Source organism: Pollutimonas subterranea (assembly GCF_002849655.1).
Lineage (GTDB): Bacteria > Pseudomonadota > Gammaproteobacteria > Burkholderiales > Burkholderiaceae_B > Pollutimonas > Pollutimonas subterranea.
The window spans coordinates 45,559-66,466 of record NZ_PDNW01000016.1 but is presented as its reverse complement, the minus strand read 5'-3'; the positions used below and the strand labels follow the sequence as shown (position 1 = coordinate 66,466).

At 58.6% G+C, this 20,908-nt stretch carries 20 protein-coding genes and 1 tRNA gene; 13 read left to right on the top strand and 8 right to left on the bottom strand.

What is annotated here, in order from left to right; genetic code table 11:
• Nucleotides 1–72 precede the first annotated feature (72 nt).
• The 3 genes from mgtE to CR159_RS16635 all read right to left on the bottom strand — a co-directional run bounded on the left by mgtE (nt 73) and on the right by CR159_RS16635 (nt 3,266).
• Entirely contained in the window at nt 73–1,554 is a 1,482-nt protein-coding gene (gene mgtE, locus CR159_RS16645) for a magnesium transporter (RefSeq protein WP_102075092.1), read from the bottom strand.
• A gap of 14 nt (nt 1,555–1,568) precedes the next feature.
• Nucleotides 1,569–1,913, bottom strand: coding sequence for an acyl-CoA thioesterase (locus CR159_RS16640; protein WP_233208368.1), 345 nt, complete (start codon nt 1,911–1,913; stop codon nt 1,569–1,571).
• Between the two features lie 150 nt (nt 1,914–2,063).
• The gene (locus CR159_RS16635) at nt 2,064–3,266 is read right to left on the bottom strand and encodes a M20 aminoacylase family protein (protein WP_102075091.1); all 1,203 of its coding nucleotides are present in this window, start codon (nt 3,264–3,266) and stop codon (nt 2,064–2,066) included.
• 96 nt (nt 3,267–3,362) lie between these two features.
• Between CR159_RS16635 and CR159_RS16630 the strand changes: the two genes are divergently transcribed.
• Nucleotides 3,363–5,054: an AMP-binding protein gene (locus tag CR159_RS16630; RefSeq protein ID WP_102075090.1), complete on the top strand. Its 1,692-nt coding sequence runs from the start codon at nt 3,363–3,365 to the stop codon at nt 5,052–5,054.
• 24 nt (nt 5,055–5,078) lie between these two features.
• On the opposite strand, the gene CR159_RS16625 is transcribed toward CR159_RS16630, so the two are convergent.
• Nucleotides 5,079–5,927 carry an inositol monophosphatase family protein gene (locus CR159_RS16625; RefSeq protein ID WP_102075120.1) on the bottom strand — a complete coding sequence of 283 codons (849 nt, stop codon included), beginning with the start codon at nt 5,925–5,927 and terminating at the stop codon, nt 5,079–5,081.
• Nucleotides 5,928–6,022: 95 nt separating this feature from the next.
• Between CR159_RS16625 and mnmC the strand changes: the two genes are divergently transcribed.
• The 5 genes from mnmC to CR159_RS16600 all read left to right on the top strand — a co-directional run bounded on the left by mnmC (nt 6,023) and on the right by CR159_RS16600 (nt 12,086).
• Nucleotides 6,023–7,891, top strand: coding sequence for a bifunctional tRNA (5-methylaminomethyl-2-thiouridine)(34)-methyltransferase MnmC2/FAD-dependent 5-carboxymethylaminomethyl-2-thiouridine(34) oxidoreductase MnmC1 (gene mnmC / locus CR159_RS16620; protein ID WP_102075089.1), 1,869 nt, complete (start codon nt 6,023–6,025; stop codon nt 7,889–7,891).
• Nucleotides 7,892–8,008: 117 nt separating this feature from the next.
• A complete protein-coding gene (locus CR159_RS16615) occupies nt 8,009–10,228 on the top strand; it encodes a glycoside hydrolase family 31 protein (protein WP_102075088.1) in 2,220 nt (739 codons plus the stop codon).
• Between the two features lie 125 nt (nt 10,229–10,353).
• Complete coding sequence (locus CR159_RS16610) at nt 10,354–11,052, top strand: RNA polymerase sigma factor (protein ID WP_102075119.1); 699 nt, start codon at nt 10,354–10,356, stop codon at nt 11,050–11,052.
• A gap of 45 nt (nt 11,053–11,097) precedes the next feature.
• Nucleotides 11,098–11,673: a ferritin-like domain-containing protein gene (locus CR159_RS16605; protein WP_102075087.1), complete on the top strand. Its 576-nt coding sequence runs from the start codon at nt 11,098–11,100 to the stop codon at nt 11,671–11,673.
• Entirely contained in the window at nt 11,670–12,086 is a 417-nt protein-coding gene (locus CR159_RS16600) for a c-type cytochrome (RefSeq protein WP_102075086.1), read from the top strand. Before CR159_RS16605 ends, CR159_RS16600 begins: the two co-directional genes overlap by 4 nt.
• Here the strand turns inward: CR159_RS16600 and CR159_RS16595 are convergent.
• The gene (locus CR159_RS16595) at nt 12,083–12,877 is read right to left on the bottom strand and encodes a metallophosphoesterase (RefSeq protein ID WP_233208365.1); all 795 of its coding nucleotides are present in this window, start codon (nt 12,875–12,877) and stop codon (nt 12,083–12,085) included. The two genes, CR159_RS16600 and CR159_RS16595, sit on opposite strands and share 4 nt — an antisense overlap.
• A gap of 73 nt (nt 12,878–12,950) precedes the next feature.
• On the opposite strand from CR159_RS16595, the gene CR159_RS16590 reads away from it, so the two are divergent.
• The 7 genes from CR159_RS16590 to glnQ all read left to right on the top strand — a co-directional run bounded on the left by CR159_RS16590 (nt 12,951) and on the right by glnQ (nt 18,217).
• Nucleotides 12,951–13,026, top strand: a tRNA-Lys gene (locus CR159_RS16590).
• A gap of 197 nt (nt 13,027–13,223) precedes the next feature.
• Nucleotides 13,224–14,234 (top strand): methionine ABC transporter ATP-binding protein, encoded by a 1,011-nt coding sequence (locus tag CR159_RS16585; RefSeq protein ID WP_102075085.1) that lies wholly within the window; start codon nt 13,224–13,226, stop codon nt 14,232–14,234.
• Nucleotides 14,231–14,890 (top strand): methionine ABC transporter permease, encoded by a 660-nt coding sequence (locus CR159_RS16580; RefSeq protein ID WP_102075084.1) that lies wholly within the window; start codon nt 14,231–14,233, stop codon nt 14,888–14,890. Before CR159_RS16585 ends, CR159_RS16580 begins: the two co-directional genes overlap by 4 nt.
• A gap of 18 nt (nt 14,891–14,908) precedes the next feature.
• Complete coding sequence (locus CR159_RS16575; protein ID WP_102075083.1) at nt 14,909–15,700, top strand: MetQ/NlpA family ABC transporter substrate-binding protein; 792 nt, start codon at nt 14,909–14,911, stop codon at nt 15,698–15,700.
• Nucleotides 15,701–15,776: 76 nt separating this feature from the next.
• Nucleotides 15,777–16,538, top strand: a complete 762-nt coding sequence (gene glnH / locus CR159_RS16570) for a glutamine ABC transporter substrate-binding protein GlnH (protein ID WP_102075117.1) — start codon at nt 15,777–15,779, stop codon at nt 16,536–16,538.
• Between the two features lie 114 nt (nt 16,539–16,652).
• Nucleotides 16,653–17,492, top strand: a complete 840-nt coding sequence (locus CR159_RS16565) for an ABC transporter permease subunit (protein WP_233208364.1) — start codon at nt 16,653–16,655, stop codon at nt 17,490–17,492.
• Nucleotides 17,489–18,217, top strand: coding sequence for a glutamine ABC transporter ATP-binding protein GlnQ (glnQ, locus tag CR159_RS16560; RefSeq protein WP_102075082.1), 729 nt, complete (start codon nt 17,489–17,491; stop codon nt 18,215–18,217). Before CR159_RS16565 ends, glnQ begins: the two co-directional genes overlap by 4 nt.
• A 41-nt stretch (nt 18,218–18,258) precedes the next feature.
• Here glnQ and CR159_RS16555 read toward each other — a convergent pair whose 3' ends face one another.
• The 3 genes from CR159_RS16555 to CR159_RS16545 form a co-directional block, all read right to left on the bottom strand.
• On the bottom strand, nt 18,259–18,960 hold the full coding sequence (locus CR159_RS16555) for a DUF6776 family protein (protein ID WP_102075081.1): 702 nt from the start codon (nt 18,958–18,960) through the stop codon (nt 18,259–18,261).
• A 182-nt stretch (nt 18,961–19,142) separates the two neighbouring features.
• Nucleotides 19,143–19,832 carry an N-acetylmuramate alpha-1-phosphate uridylyltransferase MurU gene (murU, locus tag CR159_RS16550; RefSeq protein ID WP_102075080.1) on the bottom strand — a complete coding sequence of 230 codons (690 nt, stop codon included), beginning with the start codon at nt 19,830–19,832 and terminating at the stop codon, nt 19,143–19,145.
• Nucleotides 19,832–20,863 (bottom strand): aminoglycoside phosphotransferase family protein, encoded by a 1,032-nt coding sequence (locus CR159_RS16545; RefSeq protein ID WP_500796518.1) that lies wholly within the window; start codon nt 20,861–20,863, stop codon nt 19,832–19,834. Before CR159_RS16545 ends, murU begins: the two co-directional genes overlap by 1 nt.
• Nucleotides 20,864–20,908 lie beyond the last annotated feature (45 nt).

Sequence of the window (20,908 nt, the reverse complement as noted above, 5' to 3'; positions counted from 1 at the left end):
GCCAAAACCGGGCTTGCGCCACGATGGCGCAAGCCCGGTTTTTAATTGGTCTGTGTTGCGTCGGGGGCTTTGCTACATCAGGAATAGGGTGGCCAAGCCCAGGAAAATCAGGAAGCCCAGTGAGTCGGTGGCGAAGGTCAACAGTACCGAGGAGCCCATTGCCGGGTCTTTGCCGAAGCGGTCGCGCAGAATGGGTATGAGCACTCCCAGCGCTGCACCGATCAGCATATTGCAGATCATCGCGGTCATCATGACCGCGGCGATGGCCAAGGAACCTGAAATAGCCCAGGCAAAGCTTGCGGCCACAAGGCTGCCGCAGGCGCCGACCATCAAGGTTACCGTCAGTTCGCGCTTGACCAGTCGCCATGCATTGGAACTGGTGACACGGCCCACCGCCAGCGCGCGGATGATCATGGTCATGGTTTGATTACCCGAATTGCCTCCGATGCCGGCAACAATAGACATCAGGAATGCCAGGATAACGATCTGGCTGACCGTGTCTTCGAAGCGCGAGGCAACCAGCGAGGCTATCGACGCCGTACACAGGTTCACGAACAGCCAGGGAGCCCGGTTGCGCAAGGCGCTGAACACGGGCGCGAAGATATCCTCTTCCTGCAGGCCGGCCCGCGAGAGCGCTTGTTCCTGGGAGTCTTCCTGGATCACATCCACCACTTCGGCGATGGTGACGCGACCGATCAGCCGCCCTTGGTCGTCGACCACACCGGCCGAGACCAGATCGTAGCGTTCGAACGCGCCCGCCGCGTCGGCGTCGGAGTCAAGCGGGTTGAGAGTCAGGTATTCCGTGGACATCACGTCGGACACCAGCATGTCCGGTTCGCGCACCAGCAAGGTGGATAGCGACAGCGTCCCTTGCAGCTTGTCCTGGCGGTCAACGACAAAGATCTGGTCGGTGTGGTCGGGGAGTTCGTGCAAACGCCGCAAATAGCGCAGCACGACCTCCAGCGACACGTCTTCACGCACCCGGACCATTTCGAAGTCCATGATGGCGCCGACGGTGTCCTCGGGATAGCCCATCGCTTCGATGAGCTGGGCCCGTTCTTCGTCGGTCAGTCCTTTTTGCACTTCCGCAATGACATCGGCAGGCAGGTCGGCAGCCAGATCGGCGATCTCGTCGGCGTCCATGTTCCCGGTCGCCGCGATCAGGTCCTGGTGGTCCATGGACTGGATCAACGATTCCCGGGCCCAGTCATCGACTTCGAGAAGCACGTCGGCGTCGTGCTCGGCACTGACCAGCTGCCATACCGCCTGGCGTTCGTTTACCGGTAGCGATTCGAGAATGAAGGCGATGTCCGAAGGATGCAAATCGTTGACGATCGATTTGATCTCGTTTTCGTGCTGCCGGTGCAGCAAGCCTTCCAGGAGGTTGGAGCGGTCGTCTTCTTCGTATTGGCGGTGTGCCAGCGCCTCGACGACTTCCTGTCGCTTGAGTATCGATTGCAGTTGCTGCAATGCCAGTTGCGCATCTTCGGGGTCAAGGCGGCGCGGTATGACTATGGCCTCGCCTTCCTCCGGCTTGACTGGGGTATCCGACATAGGCGAGCCTTGCTTTAGACAGGTGGAAGAGTACGCCGCTTGCGCTGGTCATCGGTGGCAACGTAAGTAAGCGTGGCTTCTGTCACCTTTACCACTTCGAGCTCCAGTCGTTGACGCTCGGCGTAGACTTCGACGGATACCGTAACGGACGTGGTGCCGACCTTCGTGATCTCGGCATAAAAGCTGAGCAGGTCGCCCACAAATACCGGCTGCTTGAAAAGGAATGCATTGACGGCGATAGTGGCTACCCGGCCGGCGGCACGGCGGGTGGCCGGTATCGACCCGGCGATATCCACTTGCGACATGATCCAGCCCCCGAACACGTCGCCGTGAATATTTGCATCGGAAGGCTGCGGCATGACGCGCAATACCGCGTGCGTTTCTGGAGGGGGTAAAACGGTACGATGGTTATCGGTACTCAAGGCTGCGGACTCCAGATTCATGAGCGGCCTGCGCATTTGATTGAGCAGGCCGTTAAGCGTTGTTGATGATCGGTCAGTGCCGCTGGATCAGCGTGCGGGCATCGCCAGCCATTGCATTGCGAGCTCTGCCCAGTATGTGGCACCCAGCGGGATCAGATCGTCGTTGAAATCGTAGCTGCCATTATGCAGCATGCAAGGGCCCATTCCGTGCCCCATGCTGCGATGATCGCCCTGGCCGTTGCCTATCCATACATAGCAGCCAGGCTTTTCCTTCAGCATGAAGGCGAAGTCTTCGGCGCCCATGGACGGCTGCACGGCCTGGTCGACCTTGTCGGCCCCGACGATCTCCGTCATTACTTGCGCACACAAAGCGGCTTCGCGTTCATGATTCACCGTAGGCGGGTATTTTCGGACAAAATTGAATTCAGCGGTGCAGTTCAATGCCCGGCTGGTGTGCTCGGTGATTTCGGCCATGCGCTTTTCGATAAGGTCGAGCGTTTGCTCGGAGAAAGTACGCACCGTACCGCGCAATATCGCGTCGTTGGGAATGACGTTATCGGCGGAGCCCGAATGGATTTGTGTAACGCTCAGCACGGCGGGATCCAGGGGGTTGCGGTCCCGGCTGATGATGGTCTGGAAACTTTGGGCCAGTTGTACCGCGGCCATGACCGGATCGACGCCCAGATGGGGCATGGCGCCATGCGCACCCTTGCCTTCCAGGCGTATGGAAAACGTATTGCTCGAGGCCATGATGGGGCCGGCTATGACGCCGAAGGTGCCTACGTCCATGCCGGGCCAGTTGTGCATGCCGAACACGGCATCCATGGGGAATAGATCAAACAAACCGTCGTCTATCATGGCCTTGGCGCCGCTGAATCCTTCCTCGGCGGGCTGGAATATGACATATACGGTGCCATCGAAATTGCGGTTTTCCGCAAGATAGCGCGCTGCTGCCAGCAACATGGCGGTGTGCCCGTCGTGCCCGCAGGCGTGCATTTTGCCCGCGTTCTTGCTGGCATGCTCGAAGGTATTGAGCTCTTGCATGGGTAGCGCGTCCATATCGGCGCGCAGGCCCAGCGCCCGGCCATTCTGGCTTTTACCGTGTATGGTACCGACCACGCCGGTGATTCCAAGTCCGCGATGTACCGGTATTCCCCAGGATTCGAGTTTGCCGGCTACCACGTCCGCCGTCCTGACTTCTTCGTAGGCCAGTTCCGGATGGGCATGGATATCGCGGCGAATTGCGGTAATCTCGGATTTCCATCCGACAATAGGTTCAGATAATTTCATGATTCGGTCCTGTTGAGTGCGTCGACGAACTTTGCGCCTGTGACAGCGTATCATCAAATTCTCGAAACAAAAAAGGGCGTATAGCCTATCACGCATATGGACACGGCTCGCAAGCGGCAACTTACCAAAGCCCCGATTGCAGAAATCAATGTGAATGCCTACACCTCCTTGGTCGACATGCTCGACAAGGCGTGCCGCAAGCATGGTTCACGCCGGGCTCTCACCCTGATGGGCTGCGGTATCAGCTACCGGGAACTTGACCGCCGTGCTGACGCCATTGCGGCCTGGCTCCAGCAGCAAGGGTTGCCGCAGGGCAGTCGTGTCGCACTGATGATGCCTAATGTAATGCCATACATGGTGGCGTTGCTCGGTGCGCTTCGTGCCGGCATGGTGGTCGTGAATATAAATCCGCTGTATACCGGGAGGGAGCTGGAGTATCAGCTGCGCGACAGCGGTGCACAGGCCATTTTCATCCTCGAGAATTTCGCAGCGGCGTTGGACGCGGTGCCGACGGACGTTAGGCCGCCATGTGTGGTCAAGGTCATGGCGGGCGATATGCTGGGCTGGAAAGGCCGAGCCATCAATTTTACGCTGCGTCATATTAAAAAAGCCATACCATCCGGCACGCTGCCCGAGGCCGTGCGCTTCAGCACGGCGCTACGGCAGGGCGGCCGCCTTCGCCTTGATCGGCCTGAACTTACCCTGGACGACATCGCGCTGTTGCAGTACACCGGCGGTACGACCGGCGTGCCTAAAGGGGCAATGCTCACGCACCGGAACTTGGTTGCCAATGTCCTGCAGGTCGACGCGGTGGCACAGCCGGCGTTGGGGGAACTGGCAAGCCAGCCATTGACGATTCTCAGCGCCTTGCCGCTGTATCACATATTCGCGTTGACGATATGTGGGCTTTTCGCGGTCCATGCCGGAATGTGCGGCGTGCTCATCGCCAATCCGCGCGACCTGTCCAGCATTCTGCGGGCATGGCGTCGCGATCCCGTCCATGTATTTCCGGGCGTCAATACATTGTTCAATAGCCTGGTAAACAGTAAAGGTTACGCGGCACTCGATTTTTCAGGCTTGCGCCTGTGCCTGGGGGGCGGCTCGGCCGTGCTCAGGCCGGTCGCTGATAAGTGGCAAGCCCTCACAGGGGTTCCGTTGATCGAAGGCTATGGCTTGTCTGAAACCTCTCCCGTGGTCTCGGCCAATCCCACCGATGCCACTGAGTACTCGGGCGACATCGGGTTTCCCGTGCCTTCCACGGAAGTCATGCTGCTGGACCGCCAGGACCGTGAGGTTCCAAGAGGCGAGCCAGGCGAGCTTGCCGTGCGGGGGCCGCAAGTGACGCCGGGATACTGGCAGCGACCTGACGAGACGAAGGAGGCGTTCTCCAGCCTCGGTTTTTTCAAGACGGGTGATATCGCCACCATGAGCCCTGAAGGGCGTCTGCGCATCATCGATCGAAAAAAAGACATGATTCTCGTCTCCGGCTTCAATGTCTATCCCGCGGAGGTGGAAGAGGTGGTGTCGGGGCATCCGGGCGTGCTGGAATGCGCGGCAATAGGGGTGCCGGACGGTCATGCTGGCGAGGTGGTGAAGCTTTTCGTCGTCAGGAAAGATCCGGACCTCGATGACCAGGCACTGAAGGCATGGTGCAGGGACCGGCTGACCGGCTACAAGCGCCCGCGCTTATTCGAATACCGTAGCGAGCTGCCCAAAAGCAATGTCGGCAAGATTCTGCGACGCAGCTTGCGCGATGAAGCTCTGGCGGGCCAGGCACCCGCCGCCTGATCGGCGGCAGGCGCTGCAGGGGTTTTATTTTTGAATAAGGTGGGGCTGGATCATGGCGTCGAGCGCAGGGGCGGTATGCACGTTGCCGGCATAGACATAACCCTTGATGGGCCACGGGTCGCGATGATGGATATCTTCGCAGATGCCGCCGGCTTCCCGGACAATGACCGCGCCCGCGGCAACATCCCACGGAGCAAGCCCCATTTCCCAATAGCCGTCGTATCGTCCGCAGGCCACCCAGGCGAGGTCCAGTGCCGCCGCACCCAGCCTGCGTACGCCCCGGGTATTGTTGATGGCATAGTCGAGGGTGGGCATGTATTGCTCGGCGAACGAGAAATCCCTGAACGGGAAGCCCGTAGCAACCACCGACTCGCTTAGCGTTTCGGTTTGCGAGCAGTTGATGCGCCGCTCGTTGAGCCATGCGCCCACTTCGTACATGGCGGTGAAGAGTTCTTCGCGGTTGGGATCGTAAATGACGCCAATGACCGGTGTATCGTGCTCAAGCGGCGTATCGCCGGTGATAACGGCTCCGGCGTGCGCAATCAGCGCGATCGATACGGCGTACTGGGGGATGCCATGCAGGAAATTGGTCGTGCCGTCGAGTGGATCTATATACCAGGTGGCTATTCCAGAGGTTTGTCCTCCGCTTTCCTCGGCAACGATGCCCAATTGAGGCGTGCGTTCGCGCAGGATCTCAATGACGGCCTCTTCGGCTTCGCGGTCGGCCTGGGATACCAGGTCGTTACGCATCTTCTTGTCGATAACCAATTCGGCCCTGTTGTGGGCGTACGATTGTAAAATGGCAGCGCCGGCGTGTGCGGCCGTGACGGCGGCGTCCAGGCAGTCGCTAAGCGGAAGTCGGAGAGATTGCATACATGCGTCCAGGTCAACAAAAGTGTGTCGTGATGCTCCAGCAGGCATCATTGTACGTGACGATGATTTATTTTTGAGGTTGCGCCAGTCCATGTATGTCCGATAACTACGAAGCGCTGATTCCGGCAAGAATTGCATTCAACGAACAGGGTGTACCCCTCAGTGCGGTGTTTGGCGATGTCTATCATCCTCAATGGGGAGCTCTCGAACAGGCTGCAAGGGTCTTTCTTCACGGCAATCGCCTTCCCGAAAGATGGCGGGCTAAAGAAACGTTCACCGTCTGCGAGACGGGATTCGGGCTGGGCAATAACTTTCTCGCCCTGTGGCAGGCCTGGCGCGGCGATCCGTGCCGCAGCAAACGGCTGCACGTCATCGCTTTCGAAGCGCATCCCTTCACGCGCGAAGATCTCCGGTCTGTACTGATGAACTCCGTGCCGGAGCCTGAACGCGCATTGGCGTCACAGCTCATCGACGCATGGCCGCCGTTGTTGCCCGGACTGCACCAGCTGGAATTTGAGGGCGGCAAGCTGACGCTTACCCTGGCCTTTGGGACGGTTGCCCGGCTTGCACGCCAGGCCAGCGCCTGTGTCGATGCCTTTTTCCTGGATGGCTTTGCTCCCAAGGTCAACCCCGATATGTGGACGCGGGCCTTGTTCGGGCAACTGGTGCGCATGGCCAATGCCGGCGCCACCGTTGCCACCTGGTGCTGCACCGGTGAGGTACGGCGAGGGCTCCGAGACGCCGGCTTCCTGGTGTCGAAAGTGCCGGGACATGGCGGGAAGCGGGAGATCACTGTTGCGACGCTTCGTCCCGGCATGGGGCGGCAGTGCAGTCCGTGTCCGCCACAGGACGACGTGCTGGTCATAGGAGGAGGCCTGGCAGGGGCCGGCGTGGCTTATGCCCTGGCCACTCGCGGTCACGATGTAACCGTCATGGATCCGGTTTTCGCGCAAGGCCTGGGCGCCAGCCACCAAGGGCATATTGCCGCCGCCATAACGCCGGTCATCAGCCGCGACGATGACATCCGGGCCCGATTGAGCCGTGCCGGCGTGGCCCGTGCCTTGCACCGATGGCAGGGCCTGGGCGGCGAAGCTCGGCCACTGCGTTGCGGTACCATCGAGCTGGTGCCGGACAGTGCGAACGCCGCGATACGGCGGGAGTCGCTGGAGCGCTTGCGCTTTCCAGGCGATTGGGTCCGGTGGATGGATGGCGCCGAGGCCTCTGAACGCGCAGGGACGCGGGTGGATAGTGGAGGGCTGTGGTTTGCCGACGGCCAGCGTGCCCAGCCGCAGGCCTTGATTGAAGCTCTGTTGTCTCATTCCCGTATACGCTGTATGGTGGGCGAAGCAAGCTCATTGAGACGCGATAATGCCATCGGATGGGTGGCCATGGATTCCCGGGGAAACGCATTGGCGTCCGCGGGCCAGGTGGTAGTGGCAAACGCCGCCCGGGCGGTTGATCTGCTGTCCGTTGTGCCGGGGATTGCACCGCGCCCAAAATTTGAAGCGATGTACCGGCTAGCGGGGCAGGTTAGTGTTTATTCCGAAACCCATGTCGAATCGCCACGGGTGGTCCTGGCCGGTGATGGGTACTGTTTGCCTGCGCAGCATGCGAGTTTTGTCGGCGGCAGTACGTATTTGCTCGACGCCGAAACCTGCGAAGTCACCCCTGAAGGGCACGCTGAGATCAATAAAAAAGTGGCTGGCTTGTTAAATGTGATACCTTCCCGACTTGCTCGTTCATCGCAGTCCGGCGATGGCTGGGCCGGGTGGCGGGCGGCAGTGGCCGACCGTTTGCCGGTAATCGGCCATATTGACGAAGCGCCGGGATTGTGGCTTGCTTGTGCCTATGGGTCCAGGGGACTGAGCTGGGCGTCGCTGGCCGGTGACATAATAGGCGCTACGCTGAACCAGGAACCTTTGCCGCTGGAACGGGAGTTGCTACGTAGCATTTCCCCAAGATGATCTGTTTTTTACGGTTTTGAAAGGCGCGTAAAGCCACGCCATTTTATTTTATAGCGTAAATCCGTCAAAATAGTGGCTTTTAAATGCTTTTTGGGCGTATGCCCCAAGGATTGCGCTGTGCCGCCCAAGTCTGACCTTGCTCACGTGACGCAACTTACTACTCTGAACTTTCTTTCCGCGAAATCGACGCGAGCCGACTTCGCCTTCCAGGACAGCGAGCTGCAGCTTCACATTGAAGCCCACGCGCCCGGTGTCTACCGGTTGCGTTGTGCGGCGGCGGAGTCGCTTCAAAGTGAGAAGCCCAGCGCGCGAACTCGTGCGCATGCCGAAATGCTGCTTGCCCGGCAGGAACCTGTGGGCGAGCTCGCGGTCAGTTCGATCGCCGAATCGGCCGGCCTGGGCTGGCGCCTTGAACAGGGCGATATAGTGCTGGAAGTCTTGCGCTCGCCTTTCCAGCTCTCCTTGTACCGCGGTGATGAGTGCATTTTGCGTGCACGGCAGGACGCCGTGCTGTCTTGCGATCGCGCCGACGACTCTGTGATCTGGAACTTTGGTTTCGAGCTGGATGGCGACGATGCCTTGCATGGGCTGGGCGAGTCCACCGGAGAGCAGGACCGCCGTGGCGGCTTCCTGGTTTCAGACGACCCGGTCGCCAGGGCACTGCCGCTGGTATGGAGCCCCAAGGGGTGGGGGCTTTATGTGAATACGCTGCAGCGTGTCGAGCATGACCTGGGCCGTGCCGATGCCGACCTCTACTCGGCGCAGGTGCACGACCCCATTTTCGACCTCTTCATATTTGCCGGCGAGCCTGCGGAAATCATTAACCAGTATACGGCCCTCACAGGCCGTTCCGGACAGCCCGGCCTGCGACCCATGGGTGTATGGCTGGACCAGGCCCCCGGCCAGCCCATCGATGAAACGCTCCGCGTTGTGCAGGAATTCCGGGATAACCAGTGGGGCCTCGATGTATTGCGCCTTGCACCGCCGGCGGTATATGGATTTCAGCCGGACAAGCCAGCGTTCGAATGGGCGCCCGACCGCGTACCGGACGCGCGCGACCTTTTCGCTCGTGCACAGGAGCTGAATATTCAGATTGCGGCGCCTTCATTCCCGGGCGTCCTTCGCGACACGCATTTGTTCAGTGAATGGGAAGACCGCGGCTGGCTGCTGATCAACGACGAAGACGGCAACGCGCAGATCTTTCCGGGCAACGATTTTACGGGCGGACAAGAGTTCGGCTTGCTGGACTTGACGAACAAGGACGTCTATAAACTTTGGTCCGAGCGCCAGCGGCAATCGCTGGACGAAGGTTCGGCGTCTCCTGTCTGCAATGTGCAGATCGATATCCCCGACGGGATCACGGCACGCGGAGGCGAGTCGGGTGCCATCCTGCGCACCATATATCCCTTGTTGGCCCGGCAGGCCTTGTTTGCCGCCGTGGCAGGCCATAAAACTCCGCAGGAAGGCGTCGTCTGCAGCGCCGACCTGTTTCCCGCCGTCCAGCGCTTCGCCTGGCAAACCGGACCCCAGGTCGCCAACGACTGGTCGGGGCTGGAGCACACCCTGCGCACCGCCTTGTCGCTGGCGGACAGCGGTGTTCCGGTGCAGACTCATAACCTGGGTTCGTCCCAGCAGCCGGTCGCCGGTATGACGCCCGAGCTTTACCTGCGCTGGCTGGCCATGAGCGTCTTTTCCGGCAACTTCACATTCCAGGGTATACCGGCGCTCCTGCCCACGGCATTCGACGCTGCAACGCGTGAACTGGTCCAGCATTGGCTGCAGTGGCGCTATCGGCTTATTCCCTACGTGCTGGGCATCGTCGAGGATTCGGTACGTACGGGCCTGCCTGTGCAGCGCTCGATGGCCCTGGCGTTCCCCGGGGACCCGGTGGCCCAGGTATGGGATACCCAGTACCTGCTCGGACCGGCATTGCTCGTGGCGCCTGCCGTCAAGCCTGGAACGCAGATCCAGGTGTATTTGCCCAAGGGCGACGCCTGGTGGGACCTTAACACCGGCTGGCGTTACGAGGGCGGAACCACCTGGACGGTAGAGGCCGGGCTCGACACCTTGCCCGTATTCGGTCGTGAAGGCCATATGCTGTGCCTGGGGCCTGCCGCGCAGCATACGGGTGATTTCAACTCGGCACGCATCCTGGATGAAGTCTGGATGTTCGGCATGCCCGAGCACAGTCCCGTTGTCATGCGCAATAAGATACGCGTCATGCAAATGCAGGGCTCCAGCTACATCAAGGGCCTGGAAGGATTGCGCATCTTGCCGGCCGAAGGGCTGGAAGTGAAACGCCGCGGTGCGGAAGTGAGAATTTCACGGGCTCGTTGACGGACAGCGGTGCCAGGTGACGGAAAGAGGAAGGGAGGCGATGCCTCCCTTTTTTCAATTGCGGGAACGTCAGCTGCCTGGGCGGTATCTAATGCGGTAACTGACTCACTTTCTGGCTGATGATCATGCCTCTTGCTCTTATCAAGCCTGCCGCTGGCTTGTGTAGCGACACACAGTTGGCGCAGCGCCTCGTGATGGAAGACCTTGACGCGCTGCAAGTTCTGATGCGCCGCTATAACCAGCGTCTTTACCGGGTGGCGCGCAGCATCCTGCGCAACGATGCCGATGCAGAAGAGGCGGTGCAGGAGGCGTTCTACAAAGCCTATCGGGCCATCGCCAGCTTTCGAGGGGACTCAGTCTTGTCCACCTGGCTGGTGCGTATTGTGGTCAACGAATCCAACCGGCGTTTGCGCAAGATAAATCGGCTCGCCACGTGGCTGGAATTCAATAACGATGCTGAGCGTGGCGATGTCACGGCAACTATGACAGTAGACGAATTTTCATCGGATCAGCCGGAGCCGGCTCTTGTACGCGCCCAGACCCGGCAGTTGCTTGAGGCCCGTATCGACCAGTTGCCCGACCTGTTCCGCGCGGTATTCATATTGCGGGCGGTCGAAGACCTGACGGTAGAGGAAACCGCGACGTGCCTGGGGATCCCGCCTGCCACGGTGCGCACCCGTTATTTCCGCGCCCGCAAGCTGATGCGCAAGTCTTTGGATGCCGATATGGGCGTCAACGTGGTCGATACCGCTTTTGCGTTTGCCGGAGTGCGTTGTGACCGGATGGTGGCATCGGTGATATCCCGGCTACGCGAAGCACGATAGTCAGACAATGATTTCTCAATGTGCTGTCCCCCAAGGAGAAGTACCATGTCATTTCTCAGTTTCGTCAACGATCCCGCAACCGGCAATGCACGCCGGGCATTTCTGGGTCAATCCGGTTTGCTGTTGTCTGGTGCTGCCGTCGCGTTGATGGCCGGGCAGGAAGCACTGGCCAAGGGCAATGCGCCCCTGGCGTCCGACGTGCGAATCTTGAACACGGCACTGGGTGCCGAGCTGGAAGCCATTGCCGCATATCAGCTGGGAGCGGAAAGCGGCTTATTGCAAAAGCCGGTACTGGATCTGGCTGTGACGTTTCAAGGACAGCATAAAGAGCATGCCGACCTCTTGTCGCAGACCATACGGAAGCTGGGCGGTAAGCCCGTATCCGCCAAGGAAAAGTATATATTTCCAGTCGACACGCTGAAATCGCAGGCCGACGTATTGCGCTTTGCCGCCATGCTTGAAAAAGGAGCGGTAAGTGCTTATCTGGGCGCCGTGCCTGTTTTCGACAATCGCGACCTTGCCCGCGCGGCAGCCAGCATACTGGGCGACGAAGCCATGCATTGGGCGATATTGCGCAACGCGCTTGGGGAGGACCCCGTGCCTTCCGCGTTCGTATCATGACCCAGATACAGTGGCTGGCGGTCCTGGGGGCAAGCTTGTGTGTGTATGGCGTGGCCGGATCGTCCGACGCCTGGTCCCGGAATGTGGCGCCCGGCAATGTGGTAAACGGCGAAGCCGTGTATTCACGCTGTCTTGCGTGTCATGCACTGGCTTATGACCGTACCGGCCCCAGGCACTGCGGCCTGTTTGGCCGGCAAGCCGGCAGCATACCGGGATACGCTTACTCGCAAGCCATGAAGGAATCGAAAATCATCTGGGACGACGACACGTTGAATTTGTTCCTGGCGGATCCAATGCACGTGGTGCCGGGCACCTCCATGGGATATGCCGGCATTCCCGATAAGCAAGAGCGCGCCGATTTGATCGCGTATCTGAAAAAAGAGAATAACTCCGCGGCCTGCCTGGTACGTTAAGGCTGTGCCACGGACACCTCTATGACCAGTTCAGGGTTGAAAGCGACGTTTTCATTGACGCCGTCCCTGGCATAGCCCCGTGGGTTGCAGACGACCCGGGTGCCATTGACATGGTAGTCGAAGCTGTCGTGGGTATGTCCGTGTATCCATAGCGCAGCCCGGTCTGCGCCCAGTAGATGTTCGCTGTTGGATACAAAACAGTTATTGATCAGCGAGCCGTCGAACCGGGGGTGGATGCTTTTGGGCGAGGGCGAGTGGTGCGTAATGACCACGGTGGGGCCTTCGTAGGGCTCGCCGAGCTTTTTGTCCAGCCATGCCAGGTTGGTGTTGAAAAGCGCTTCCATTTCGGTTGGCGAAAAGGTTTTTTCTGACGAAGCGCTGGCCTTGATGCGCGTGAAATCCCGTATGAATGCCAGCGACTCCGTGATCGCCTGTTCGCGAGCCTGTGTGCCGTACAAATTGAAGTTGGTCCACAAGGTAGAACCCAGGAAACGTATGCCTTTCAGCACAATTTCTGTGTTGTGCAGGATATGTATATCGGTTCCCCGGGCATGCGCCTTGAGGTCGTCCACCGTGGCATCCAGGCTGCCGCCGTAGAACTCGTGGTTACCGGCTACGTACAGTACGGGCTTGCTGAAACCGCGCGCCCATTGCAGCGCTTCTTTTGGACGCGCAATATCGCCTGCGAGAATGACAATGTCGGACTCGGTATGGGGCAGAGGCAGGCCCGCGCTGCCAAGATGAAGGTCGGACAGTATATTCAGGCGTATAGGTCTTGCTGGATGGGCCATGCTTGTTCCAGGTGTTCTTGCAGTAGTGATTTGACAGGCTTTTTAAATGGCGTCATAATCTCGTTCTTCGGTCGGGTCGTTAGCTCAGTTGGTAGAGCACCGGACTTTTAATCCGATGGTCGCGCGTTCGAGTCGCGCACGACCCACCACCGATCTTTTTTAAAAGAAACCAGTCCTTTCGGGCTGGTTTTTTTTTGGCCGTACACGGCCGGAGCTGACCTTGTACTTAAGTTTTCATGCATTCTACATCCGTGTAAACCATTAGGATTGCCTTAAGTATCGGATCTGCTTATGCTAAATTGTGATGCTATGGTCGGAAGCCTTATTCTCTTTATAAGCCTGTATCTTGATCTTCCTGGAAAACATCCATAAAACCTATGCTTCGCCGGGTCGTGTCTCGCACGCATTGGCAGGGGTCGACCTGCACATTCGTAAAGGCGAGATCTTCGGCATTATCGGGCGTTCGGGTGCGGGAAAAAGCACGCTGATCCGTATGTTAAATCTGCTCGAGAGGCCCACGCAAGGCAGTGTGACGGTGAACGGCCAGGACATTACAGCGCTGAGTGAACCGCAGCTCAGAGAGTTCCGGCATGGGGTCGGGATGGTCTTCCAGCATTTCAACTTGCTGCGTTCGCGTACCGTTCTCGATAACGTGTGTTTTCCGCTGCGGCTGGCGGGGCTGACGCGCAGGCAACAGATAGAACGTGCACACGAGGTCCTGACGCTGGTAGGGCTGATGGATCACGCCAGCAAATACCCCCGGCAGTTGTCAGGAGGCCAGCAGCAGCGCGTGGGCATAGCGCGCGCGCTGGCCAATCGTCCGGAACTGCTGCTCTGCGATGAGGCAACATCGGCATTGGATCCAGAAACGACGCAGTCGATTCTGCGGCTGCTGCTTGACATCAACAAGCGCCTGGGATTGACCATAGTACTGATAACGCACGGCATGGACGTCATCCGCAATGTCTGCGATCGCGTCGCCGTCATTGATGCCGGCGTCATTGTGGAAAGCGGTACTGTGCTCGATGTCTTCCTGCACCCCAGTCACGCGGTGACGCAGTCATTGCTGTCGGAAAGCGGCGTCGATGCCGAGGGCTGGCGCGAGATGGCGCAGGGTATAGAAGGACAATTGCTGCGCTTGAGCTTCCGGGGCGATTCCACCGTCAAGCCCATACTCAGTCATGTCAGCCGCAAGCTTGGCCTGGACCTGAGCATCCTGCAGGGGTCGGTGGGCCGCATCAAAGACACGCCCTATGGGCAACTCGTCATTGCGGTACAGGGAGACGCGGCGTCACAGGAAAAACTTGCGGGCGTACTGACGAATGCCGGCATTGAGTGCGAGGTGCTGCGGCCATGATGTTTACGAATATCGACTGGGCCTTGATAGGTGAGGCGACTATCGACACCTTGTTGATGACCGGCTTCTCACTGATTTTCACCGTCATTATCGGCCTGCCGCTGGGCGTCATCCTGTTCCTGACCAGCAAGCACCAGATGCTTCAAAATGGGCCTGTCTATCAGGTACTTTCGTTCGTCGTGAACGTATTGCGCTCGGTTCCCTTCCTTATTCTGCTGATCGTCATGATCCCGTTCACCCGCGTCCTGGCAGGTACATCGCTGGGCGTGGAGGGGGCTGTGCCGCCTCTGGTGGCCAGTGCCGCTCCGTTTTTTGCCCGGCTGGTGGAAAATGTATTGCGCGAACTGGATCCCGGAGTGTCCGAAGCATGCAGGGCGATGGGGGCCAATTCGCGCCAGACGGTTCTGCTGGCCCTCATTCCCGAAGCCACTACCGGCATCGTGGCCGCAATGATCGTCACTGCCATTGCGCTGGTTGGCTATTCGGCCATGTCGGGTGTCATTGGCGGCGGAGGCCTGGGCGACCTGGCCTTGCGTTTTGGATACCAACGTTACCAGACCGACGTCATGGTGGTGACTGTCGCCATTCTTGTTGTAATGGTTCAGCTTCTACAAGTGTTTGGCGATCGCCTGGTCGCGAGACTGAACCGCAGATAACTTTCTGGAGAGAAAAACATGTCTATTAGAAAAATCGTGCCAACCCTGGCTTTTTCCATTGCCACGCTATTTGCCGGCGCGGCGGCGCAGGCTGAGTCCCTCAGCATAGCGGCTACCCCTGTACCTCATGCCGAGTTGCTCGAACTGGTCAAGCCGGTCCTGGCCAAGGAAGGTGTGGAGCTGGACATCAAAGTATTCACTGACTATGTCCAGCCGAACCAGCAGGTTGCAGAGGGTCACATCGATGTCAACTTCTTCCAGCACAAGCCTTATCTTGATTCGTTCAATAAAGAACACAAGACCGGCCTGGTCTCCGTGGGCCTGGTCCATGTGGAGCCGTTTGGGGCGTATTCCCAAAAAATCAAGGACATCAAGGAGCTGAAGGATGGTGCGCTGATTGCCTTGCCCAACGACCCTTCCAATGGGGCTCGGGCCCTGCTGTTGTTGCAAAAGCAGGGGCTGATCACGCTGAAGGATCCGTCCAATATTCTGGCGACATCGCGCGATATTGCCGAGAATCCGAAAAAACTGAAATTCCGTGAACTCGAAGCCGCCACGCTGCCGCGTATCTTGCCGGATGTCGACATGGCTTTGATCAATACCAACTATGCGCTGGAAGCCGGATTGAATCCCGTCAAGGATGCCTTGTTCATCGAGGGCGCCGACTCGCCTTACGCCAATTTGCTGGCAACCACCGAAGCCAAGAAAGATTCGCCGGCCATCAAGAAACTGGTGGATGCTTTGCAAAGCCCGCAAACCCGGAAATTCATACAGGAAAAATACCAAGGAGCCATTGTTCCCGCCTTCTGATGACACGGTGCCTTCCTTAGGCGCTTTCGGTTACCATACCATTTTTGACGATATCGCCCCACTCAAGGAGTCGCATATGTTCGTGAACAAAATCAAGGTCGCGCTGGCCGGCTTGGCAATTGCCCTGGTGCTGCCTGTTACTCATGCCGCTCAGGACAAAGAGCTACTCGTTGCCACCGACACTGCATTCGTGCCTTTTGAATTCAAGCAGGACGGCAAGTACACCGGTTTTGACATTGAACTGTGGGATGCCATCGCCAAGGAAGCAGGGCTGAAATATTCGCTACGGCCCATGGACTTCAACGGCATTATTCCAGGCCTGCAAACACGCAACATCGATGCGGCGCTGGCCGGTATCACCATACGGGACGATCGCAAGAAGGTCATTGATTTTTCCGATCCGTATTATGAAAGCGGCCTGGCTATTCTAGTCAGTAACGATAATACCGGCATCAAGTCGGCCAAAGACCTCGAAGGCAAGAATGTGGCGGTAAAAATCGGCACCGCCACCGTGGACTACCTGAAGGCCAACGTACCGAACGCAAAGCTCAAGCTGTTCCCCAATATTGACAATGCGTTCCTTGAGCTTGCCACGGGCCGGGTCGACGCCGTGGTGCACGATACGCCCAATCTGCAGTATTTCGCAAAGACCGGCGGCCAGGGCAAGGTCAAGGTGGTCGGTTCGCTGAAAAGCGGCGATTTCTACGGTATAGGTTTCCCCAAGGACAGCGAACTTGTTCCAGTCGTGAACAAGGCGCTCAAGGCCATCCAGGACAACGGCACCTACGATGCCCTGTACACAAAATGGTTTGGCGAAAAAGCAGCCCAAGTCAACTAAGTACAGGCTGACAATCGACGGCGATCGGGCGTAGAGCGCTACCCCTTGATCGCCGTTTTTATTTGACGATGCGAAGCTCGCTATGCCGGGCCTGCAGTTTTCGGGGCAAACAACGTGACTTTTGAATGGTCGGCCATCTGGGACGCATTACCCAGCCTTCTCGAAGGCGCAAAAATGACGATACAGATCACATTGCTGGGCCTGATCGGCGGGACCATCATTGGATTCCTCTCGGGTGTCGTGACCACCTACGTCAAGGTGCTGGTTACCTGGAAAACCACATTCATCGCGATAGTCAGCCTGGCATTGATCGCCGCCATGATCAGGCTGGCGTCCTGGGTAGGCACCACTTTCCTTGGGGGCGTACCGGACTGGGTCTGGCTGCTCATGCAAACGGTGATCGTGCTGGCCGTGCTCTGGCGGTTCGCAAAATACATACCGGTCGCGCTGTCGTTTCTTGCCCAGGTATATATTCTATTGATACGCGGCACGCCCATCGTCGTGCAAGTCATGTTCATTTATTTTGCATTGCCGCTGATTTCCGGCTGGCGCATCGATGCACTGCTGGCCGCTATTTTTACGTTGGTGATCAATTCCGGCGCATATATTGCAGAAATCGTGCGTGGCGCTTTGCTGTCAGTGCCGAAGGGGCTCAAGGAAGCCGGCCAGGCCATGGGGCTGCCTTTCTACAAGATACTGGCCTACATCGTCGGGCCGGTTGCCTTGCGGCGCATGATTCCGGCCATGGGGAATCAGTGCATCATCAGCCTGAAGGATTCGTCGCTTTTCATCGTTATCGGCGTCGCCGAGCTGACACGGCAGGGGCAGGAGATTATTGCCAGCAACTTCCGGTCGGTTGAAATATGGGGTGCGGTGGCGGTTATCTATCTGATTCTGACCGGCTTCATCGCCCTGACCCTCAAGTTTGTCGAACACAGGACACAAATCGTATGAGCATCGTCGAGTTCAAAAATGTCGTCAAGCGCTTCGGACCGACCACGGTACTCAACGGCATTGACCTGACCATTGAAAAGGGCGAAGTCGTGGTGGTGGTTGGCCCGTCCGGTTCAGGGAAGTCGACCCTGTTGCGTTGCATCAATGTGCTGGAAACGATTGAAGAAGGCGATATCACCGTCAATGGGCTCAGTGTGCGGGGCAGTGGCGCCCAGGTTCGCGAACTGCGCCGTGAAGCCGGAATGGTGTTCCAGCAGTTCAATCTTTTCCCCCAGCTTACAGCGCTGGAAAACGTCATGTTTGGTCCGGTCCATACCCGGGGTAGCGCACGCCGGCAAGCCAAGGAAGAGGCCATCGCCCTGCTTGGCAAGGTCGGGCTGGAAGAGAAGGTCAACCACTATCCGGGCGAGCTCTCCGGCGGCCAGCAACAGCGGGTGGCCATTGCCCGTGCGCTCGCTATCCGGCCTCAGCTGATGCTGTTCGACGAACCCACGTCCGCACTCGATCCAGAACTGCGCCATGAAGTGCTGAAGGTCATGCAGGATGTCGCGGAAGAGGGCATGACCATGATCGTGGTCACCCACGAAATGGAGTTTGCCCGTAAAGTCGGCAGCCGCCTTATTTTCATCGACGGCGGAAAAATAGCCGAAGATGGCCCGCCCGCTGAACTGCTAAGCAATCCACCCAGCCAGCGGCTGAAGGAATTCCTGCAGCACGTGGCGTAAGGCTCGTTGCCTTACGCCGTAGCCAAGTATTGGATTAGCGTTCAGGATGCGACACGTATCGTGCGTGTGGCACTCAATTTTTTTGAACCTTGCTCGGTGATTTTTATAGTCACCTGGCGCGGCGTGAAGCCTTCAGGCAAGGCGGCCGCGCCGCCTACATGGCTGTACTGTTCCAATTCGATAGGGAACGGCGGCAGGTCGATGTTGCCCGATTTGCGGTTGGCGTAGCGTCCCGCAACCACCAGTTCCACTTCGCCAGTAAAAGCCTGGGTCTTGCCTTTGTCCTGCATGACGAGTATCTGGTAGTGGAGCTGCCCGTCTTCGCTGCGGAAAGACGCTGCGCGGATGCCGGGCGACGTGCCTCGCGGATCTGGCGGCATGGCGTCGGCAAATAATTGAACTTCGGCCGTCAGCTTGGTGACTTGTTCCTGGGCCTGCTTCAACTGTGTCGCCTGATCTGCAACGGTTGTCGTCTTTTGCTTGAGGTCGTGCGCCTGTTGGTTGAATTGCGATTGCAGGCGCTGCTTGTCCATGTTGCTGCTGTTCAGGTCGTAGTGCAGTTGTTCGGACTGTTCGACGGTGAGCCGGGTTGGGCCGTAGCTTTTCTGAAGAAACAGCAGGCCGCCCGCTCCCAGCACAATGCCAGACAGCATCAGCACGACCCATCGGGGTATGCGGCGCGAGCGGCGGGTGTTGCCGTAGGCCGTAGGTTGAAAGACACGGCGTTTGGACGATCCGAACATGGGGAGTTATTCCTGTATTGCAGGACAATGGAAAACAACACGGTCCATTGCCGAAAAACCTTCAAGCATAGTGCATCGTGCATTGCCTGCCGGCAATTGTCGATGTTGCTTTCGTATTGATAGTTCCAGATACATTCGTTTTTTCTGAATTGAAACAGTGTAGCGTGCAGCGCCACCAACCGCTAGCGCATGGCTGTGTCCAACTGCATCAGGCGCTGTGGCGTTCCGACGTCTGTCCACTGCCCCTGGTAATGACTGCCTATCACTTTGCCGGCGGCCATCGCCTTTCTGAGCAGCGGTGCCAATGGTGCCGGCTGGTGCTCGGCAATCTCGTGAAACAGCGCGGGGCGGTAGATGCCGATACCCGAGAAGGTTAGCGTGACGGCGCCGTCCTGTGTGCCCGCGTCGCTGACCAGGCCGGAGTCTTGCAATTGGAAATCGCCTTCAGGATGCTGGGCCGGGTTATCGACCAGCATCAGCCATGCCAATGTATCGGTGGCCAGGCTGGCCACACGCTGCGCGGCGTCGGCCGGGTTCCAGTCGCACCAGACATCGCCGTTTACGACAAGAAACGGCTGCCCTTCGAAATGGGGCAGGGCCTGGGCAATGCCGCCGGCCGTCTCCAGGGCTTGGGGTTCAGGCGAGTAGCTGATGCGTGCACCGTATCGGGCGCCATCGCCCAGCGTTTGTTCTATTTGCTCGCCCAGCCAGCACAGGTTCACCACGATTTCGGTGATGCCGGCTGTCACCAGCCTTTCGATGTGCCACACAATGAGCGGCTTGCCTGCAACCTGGAGCAACGGCTTGGGCACGTGATCGGTCAGTGGGCGCATCCGTTCTCCCCGGCCGGCCGCCAGGATCATGGCCCGCATCAGAACGTATACCCGGTTGTCACTTGCCGGCCGTCGAGTTTGTCGAGCAGCCGGATAAGCGGGCGAAAGACGCTGTAGCGCCCGGCGACCTGGCGCACGTAGGCATTTACGCGGGGTATGTGATCGAGGTAATGAGGCTTGTCGTCTCGATAGGCGAGGCGAGCAAACACACCGAGGATGCGCAGGTTTCGTTGGAGTCCCATCCATTCGTAGGCGCGATGGAAGTCGGCAAAATCGGCTGGTACGGGTAAGCCGGCGGCGCGTGCGGCTTCCCAGTACCGTATCGCCCAGTCCAATTGCTGCGGCTCTTCCCAGGTGGTGCGCGCATCCATGACCAGCGAAGCAATGTCATAGGTCAGCGCGCCGACAAGTGCATCCTGATAATCGATGATGCCAGGGTTGTGGGCCGCTAGCCCCACCATCAGGTTCGGTGAGTGGAAATCGCGGTGCACCAGGACACCGGGCTGACTGGTGTTATCGTGAATCAGGGCGGCAAAGGCGGTATTCAGTACGGATTGCTCGGCTTCGTCAAGCTGGACCTGGCAATGGCGTTGCGCATACCATTCTGGAAAGACAGCGAGTTCCTGTGAGAGGCGTTGGGCATCGTAGTGCGGCAGGCCTTGCGTACTGGCATGTTGCATGCGCACCAGCGCGGCGATTGCATCGCGATACAGCTGTTGCAAGCGGGTATCGTCCAGGCCTGACTTGATTGCCTGATAATAGGTTTGCTCGCCCAGGTCGGTCAGCAGCAGAAAGCCCTGCTGCAGGTCCTGGGCCAGTACCGCTGGTACATTAAGGCCTGCCTGTGCGAGCAGGCCTGTTACATGGATGAAGGGTCGGCAGTCTTCCTGTTGCGGAGGTGCATCCATGACGATGGCCGTGCCGGTGGCGGTGTTGAGTCGGTAGTAGCGCCGAAAGCTGGCGTCGCTGGAGGCCGGTTCCAGGCTGGCAAGGTCCAGTCGATGGTCGCCGGCGATGCGGGCGAGCCAGTTTTTCAGTATGGGCAATCGGGATTCAGCACTGGAGTTCAAGATCAGGTTTTCCATGGTAAGCGGTTGAATGTGCGTCGCCAGGCT

Coding starts and splice junctions, on each gene's coding strand:
- mnmC (WP_102075089.1), top strand. CDS start 6,023: ATGTCCGATAACTACGAAGCGCTGATTCCGGCAAGAATTGCATTCAAC.
- CR159_RS16580 (WP_102075084.1), top strand. CDS start 14,231: ATGATGTTTACGAATATCGACTGGGCCTTGATAGGTGAGGCGACTATC.
- murU (WP_102075080.1), bottom strand. CDS start 19,832: ATGCGGGCCATGATCCTGGCGGCCGGCCGGGGAGAACGGATGCGCCCA.
- CR159_RS16640 (WP_233208368.1), bottom strand. CDS start 1,913: ATGCCGCAGCCTTCCGATGCAAATATTCACGGCGACGTGTTCGGGGGC.
- CR159_RS16630 (WP_102075090.1), top strand. CDS start 3,363: ATGGACACGGCTCGCAAGCGGCAACTTACCAAAGCCCCGATTGCAGAA.
- CR159_RS16555 (WP_102075081.1), bottom strand. CDS start 18,960: ATGTTCGGATCGTCCAAACGCCGTGTCTTTCAACCTACGGCCTACGGC.
- CR159_RS16600 (WP_102075086.1), top strand. CDS start 11,670: ATGACCCAGATACAGTGGCTGGCGGTCCTGGGGGCAAGCTTGTGTGTG.
- glnH (WP_102075117.1), top strand. CDS start 15,777: ATGTTCGTGAACAAAATCAAGGTCGCGCTGGCCGGCTTGGCAATTGCC.
- CR159_RS16575 (WP_102075083.1), top strand. CDS start 14,909: ATGTCTATTAGAAAAATCGTGCCAACCCTGGCTTTTTCCATTGCCACG.
- glnQ (WP_102075082.1), top strand. CDS start 17,489: ATGAGCATCGTCGAGTTCAAAAATGTCGTCAAGCGCTTCGGACCGACC.
- CR159_RS16610 (WP_102075119.1), top strand. CDS start 10,354: ATGCCTCTTGCTCTTATCAAGCCTGCCGCTGGCTTGTGTAGCGACACA.
- CR159_RS16625 (WP_102075120.1), bottom strand. CDS start 5,927: ATGCAATCTCTCCGACTTCCGCTTAGCGACTGCCTGGACGCCGCCGTC.
- mgtE (WP_102075092.1), bottom strand. CDS start 1,554: ATGTCGGATACCCCAGTCAAGCCGGAGGAAGGCGAGGCCATAGTCATA.
- CR159_RS16595 (WP_233208365.1), bottom strand. CDS start 12,877: ATGGCCCATCCAGCAAGACCTATACGCCTGAATATACTGTCCGACCTT.
- CR159_RS16635 (WP_102075091.1), bottom strand. CDS start 3,266: ATGAAATTATCTGAACCTATTGTCGGATGGAAATCCGAGATTACCGCA.
- CR159_RS16605 (WP_102075087.1), top strand. CDS start 11,098: ATGTCATTTCTCAGTTTCGTCAACGATCCCGCAACCGGCAATGCACGC.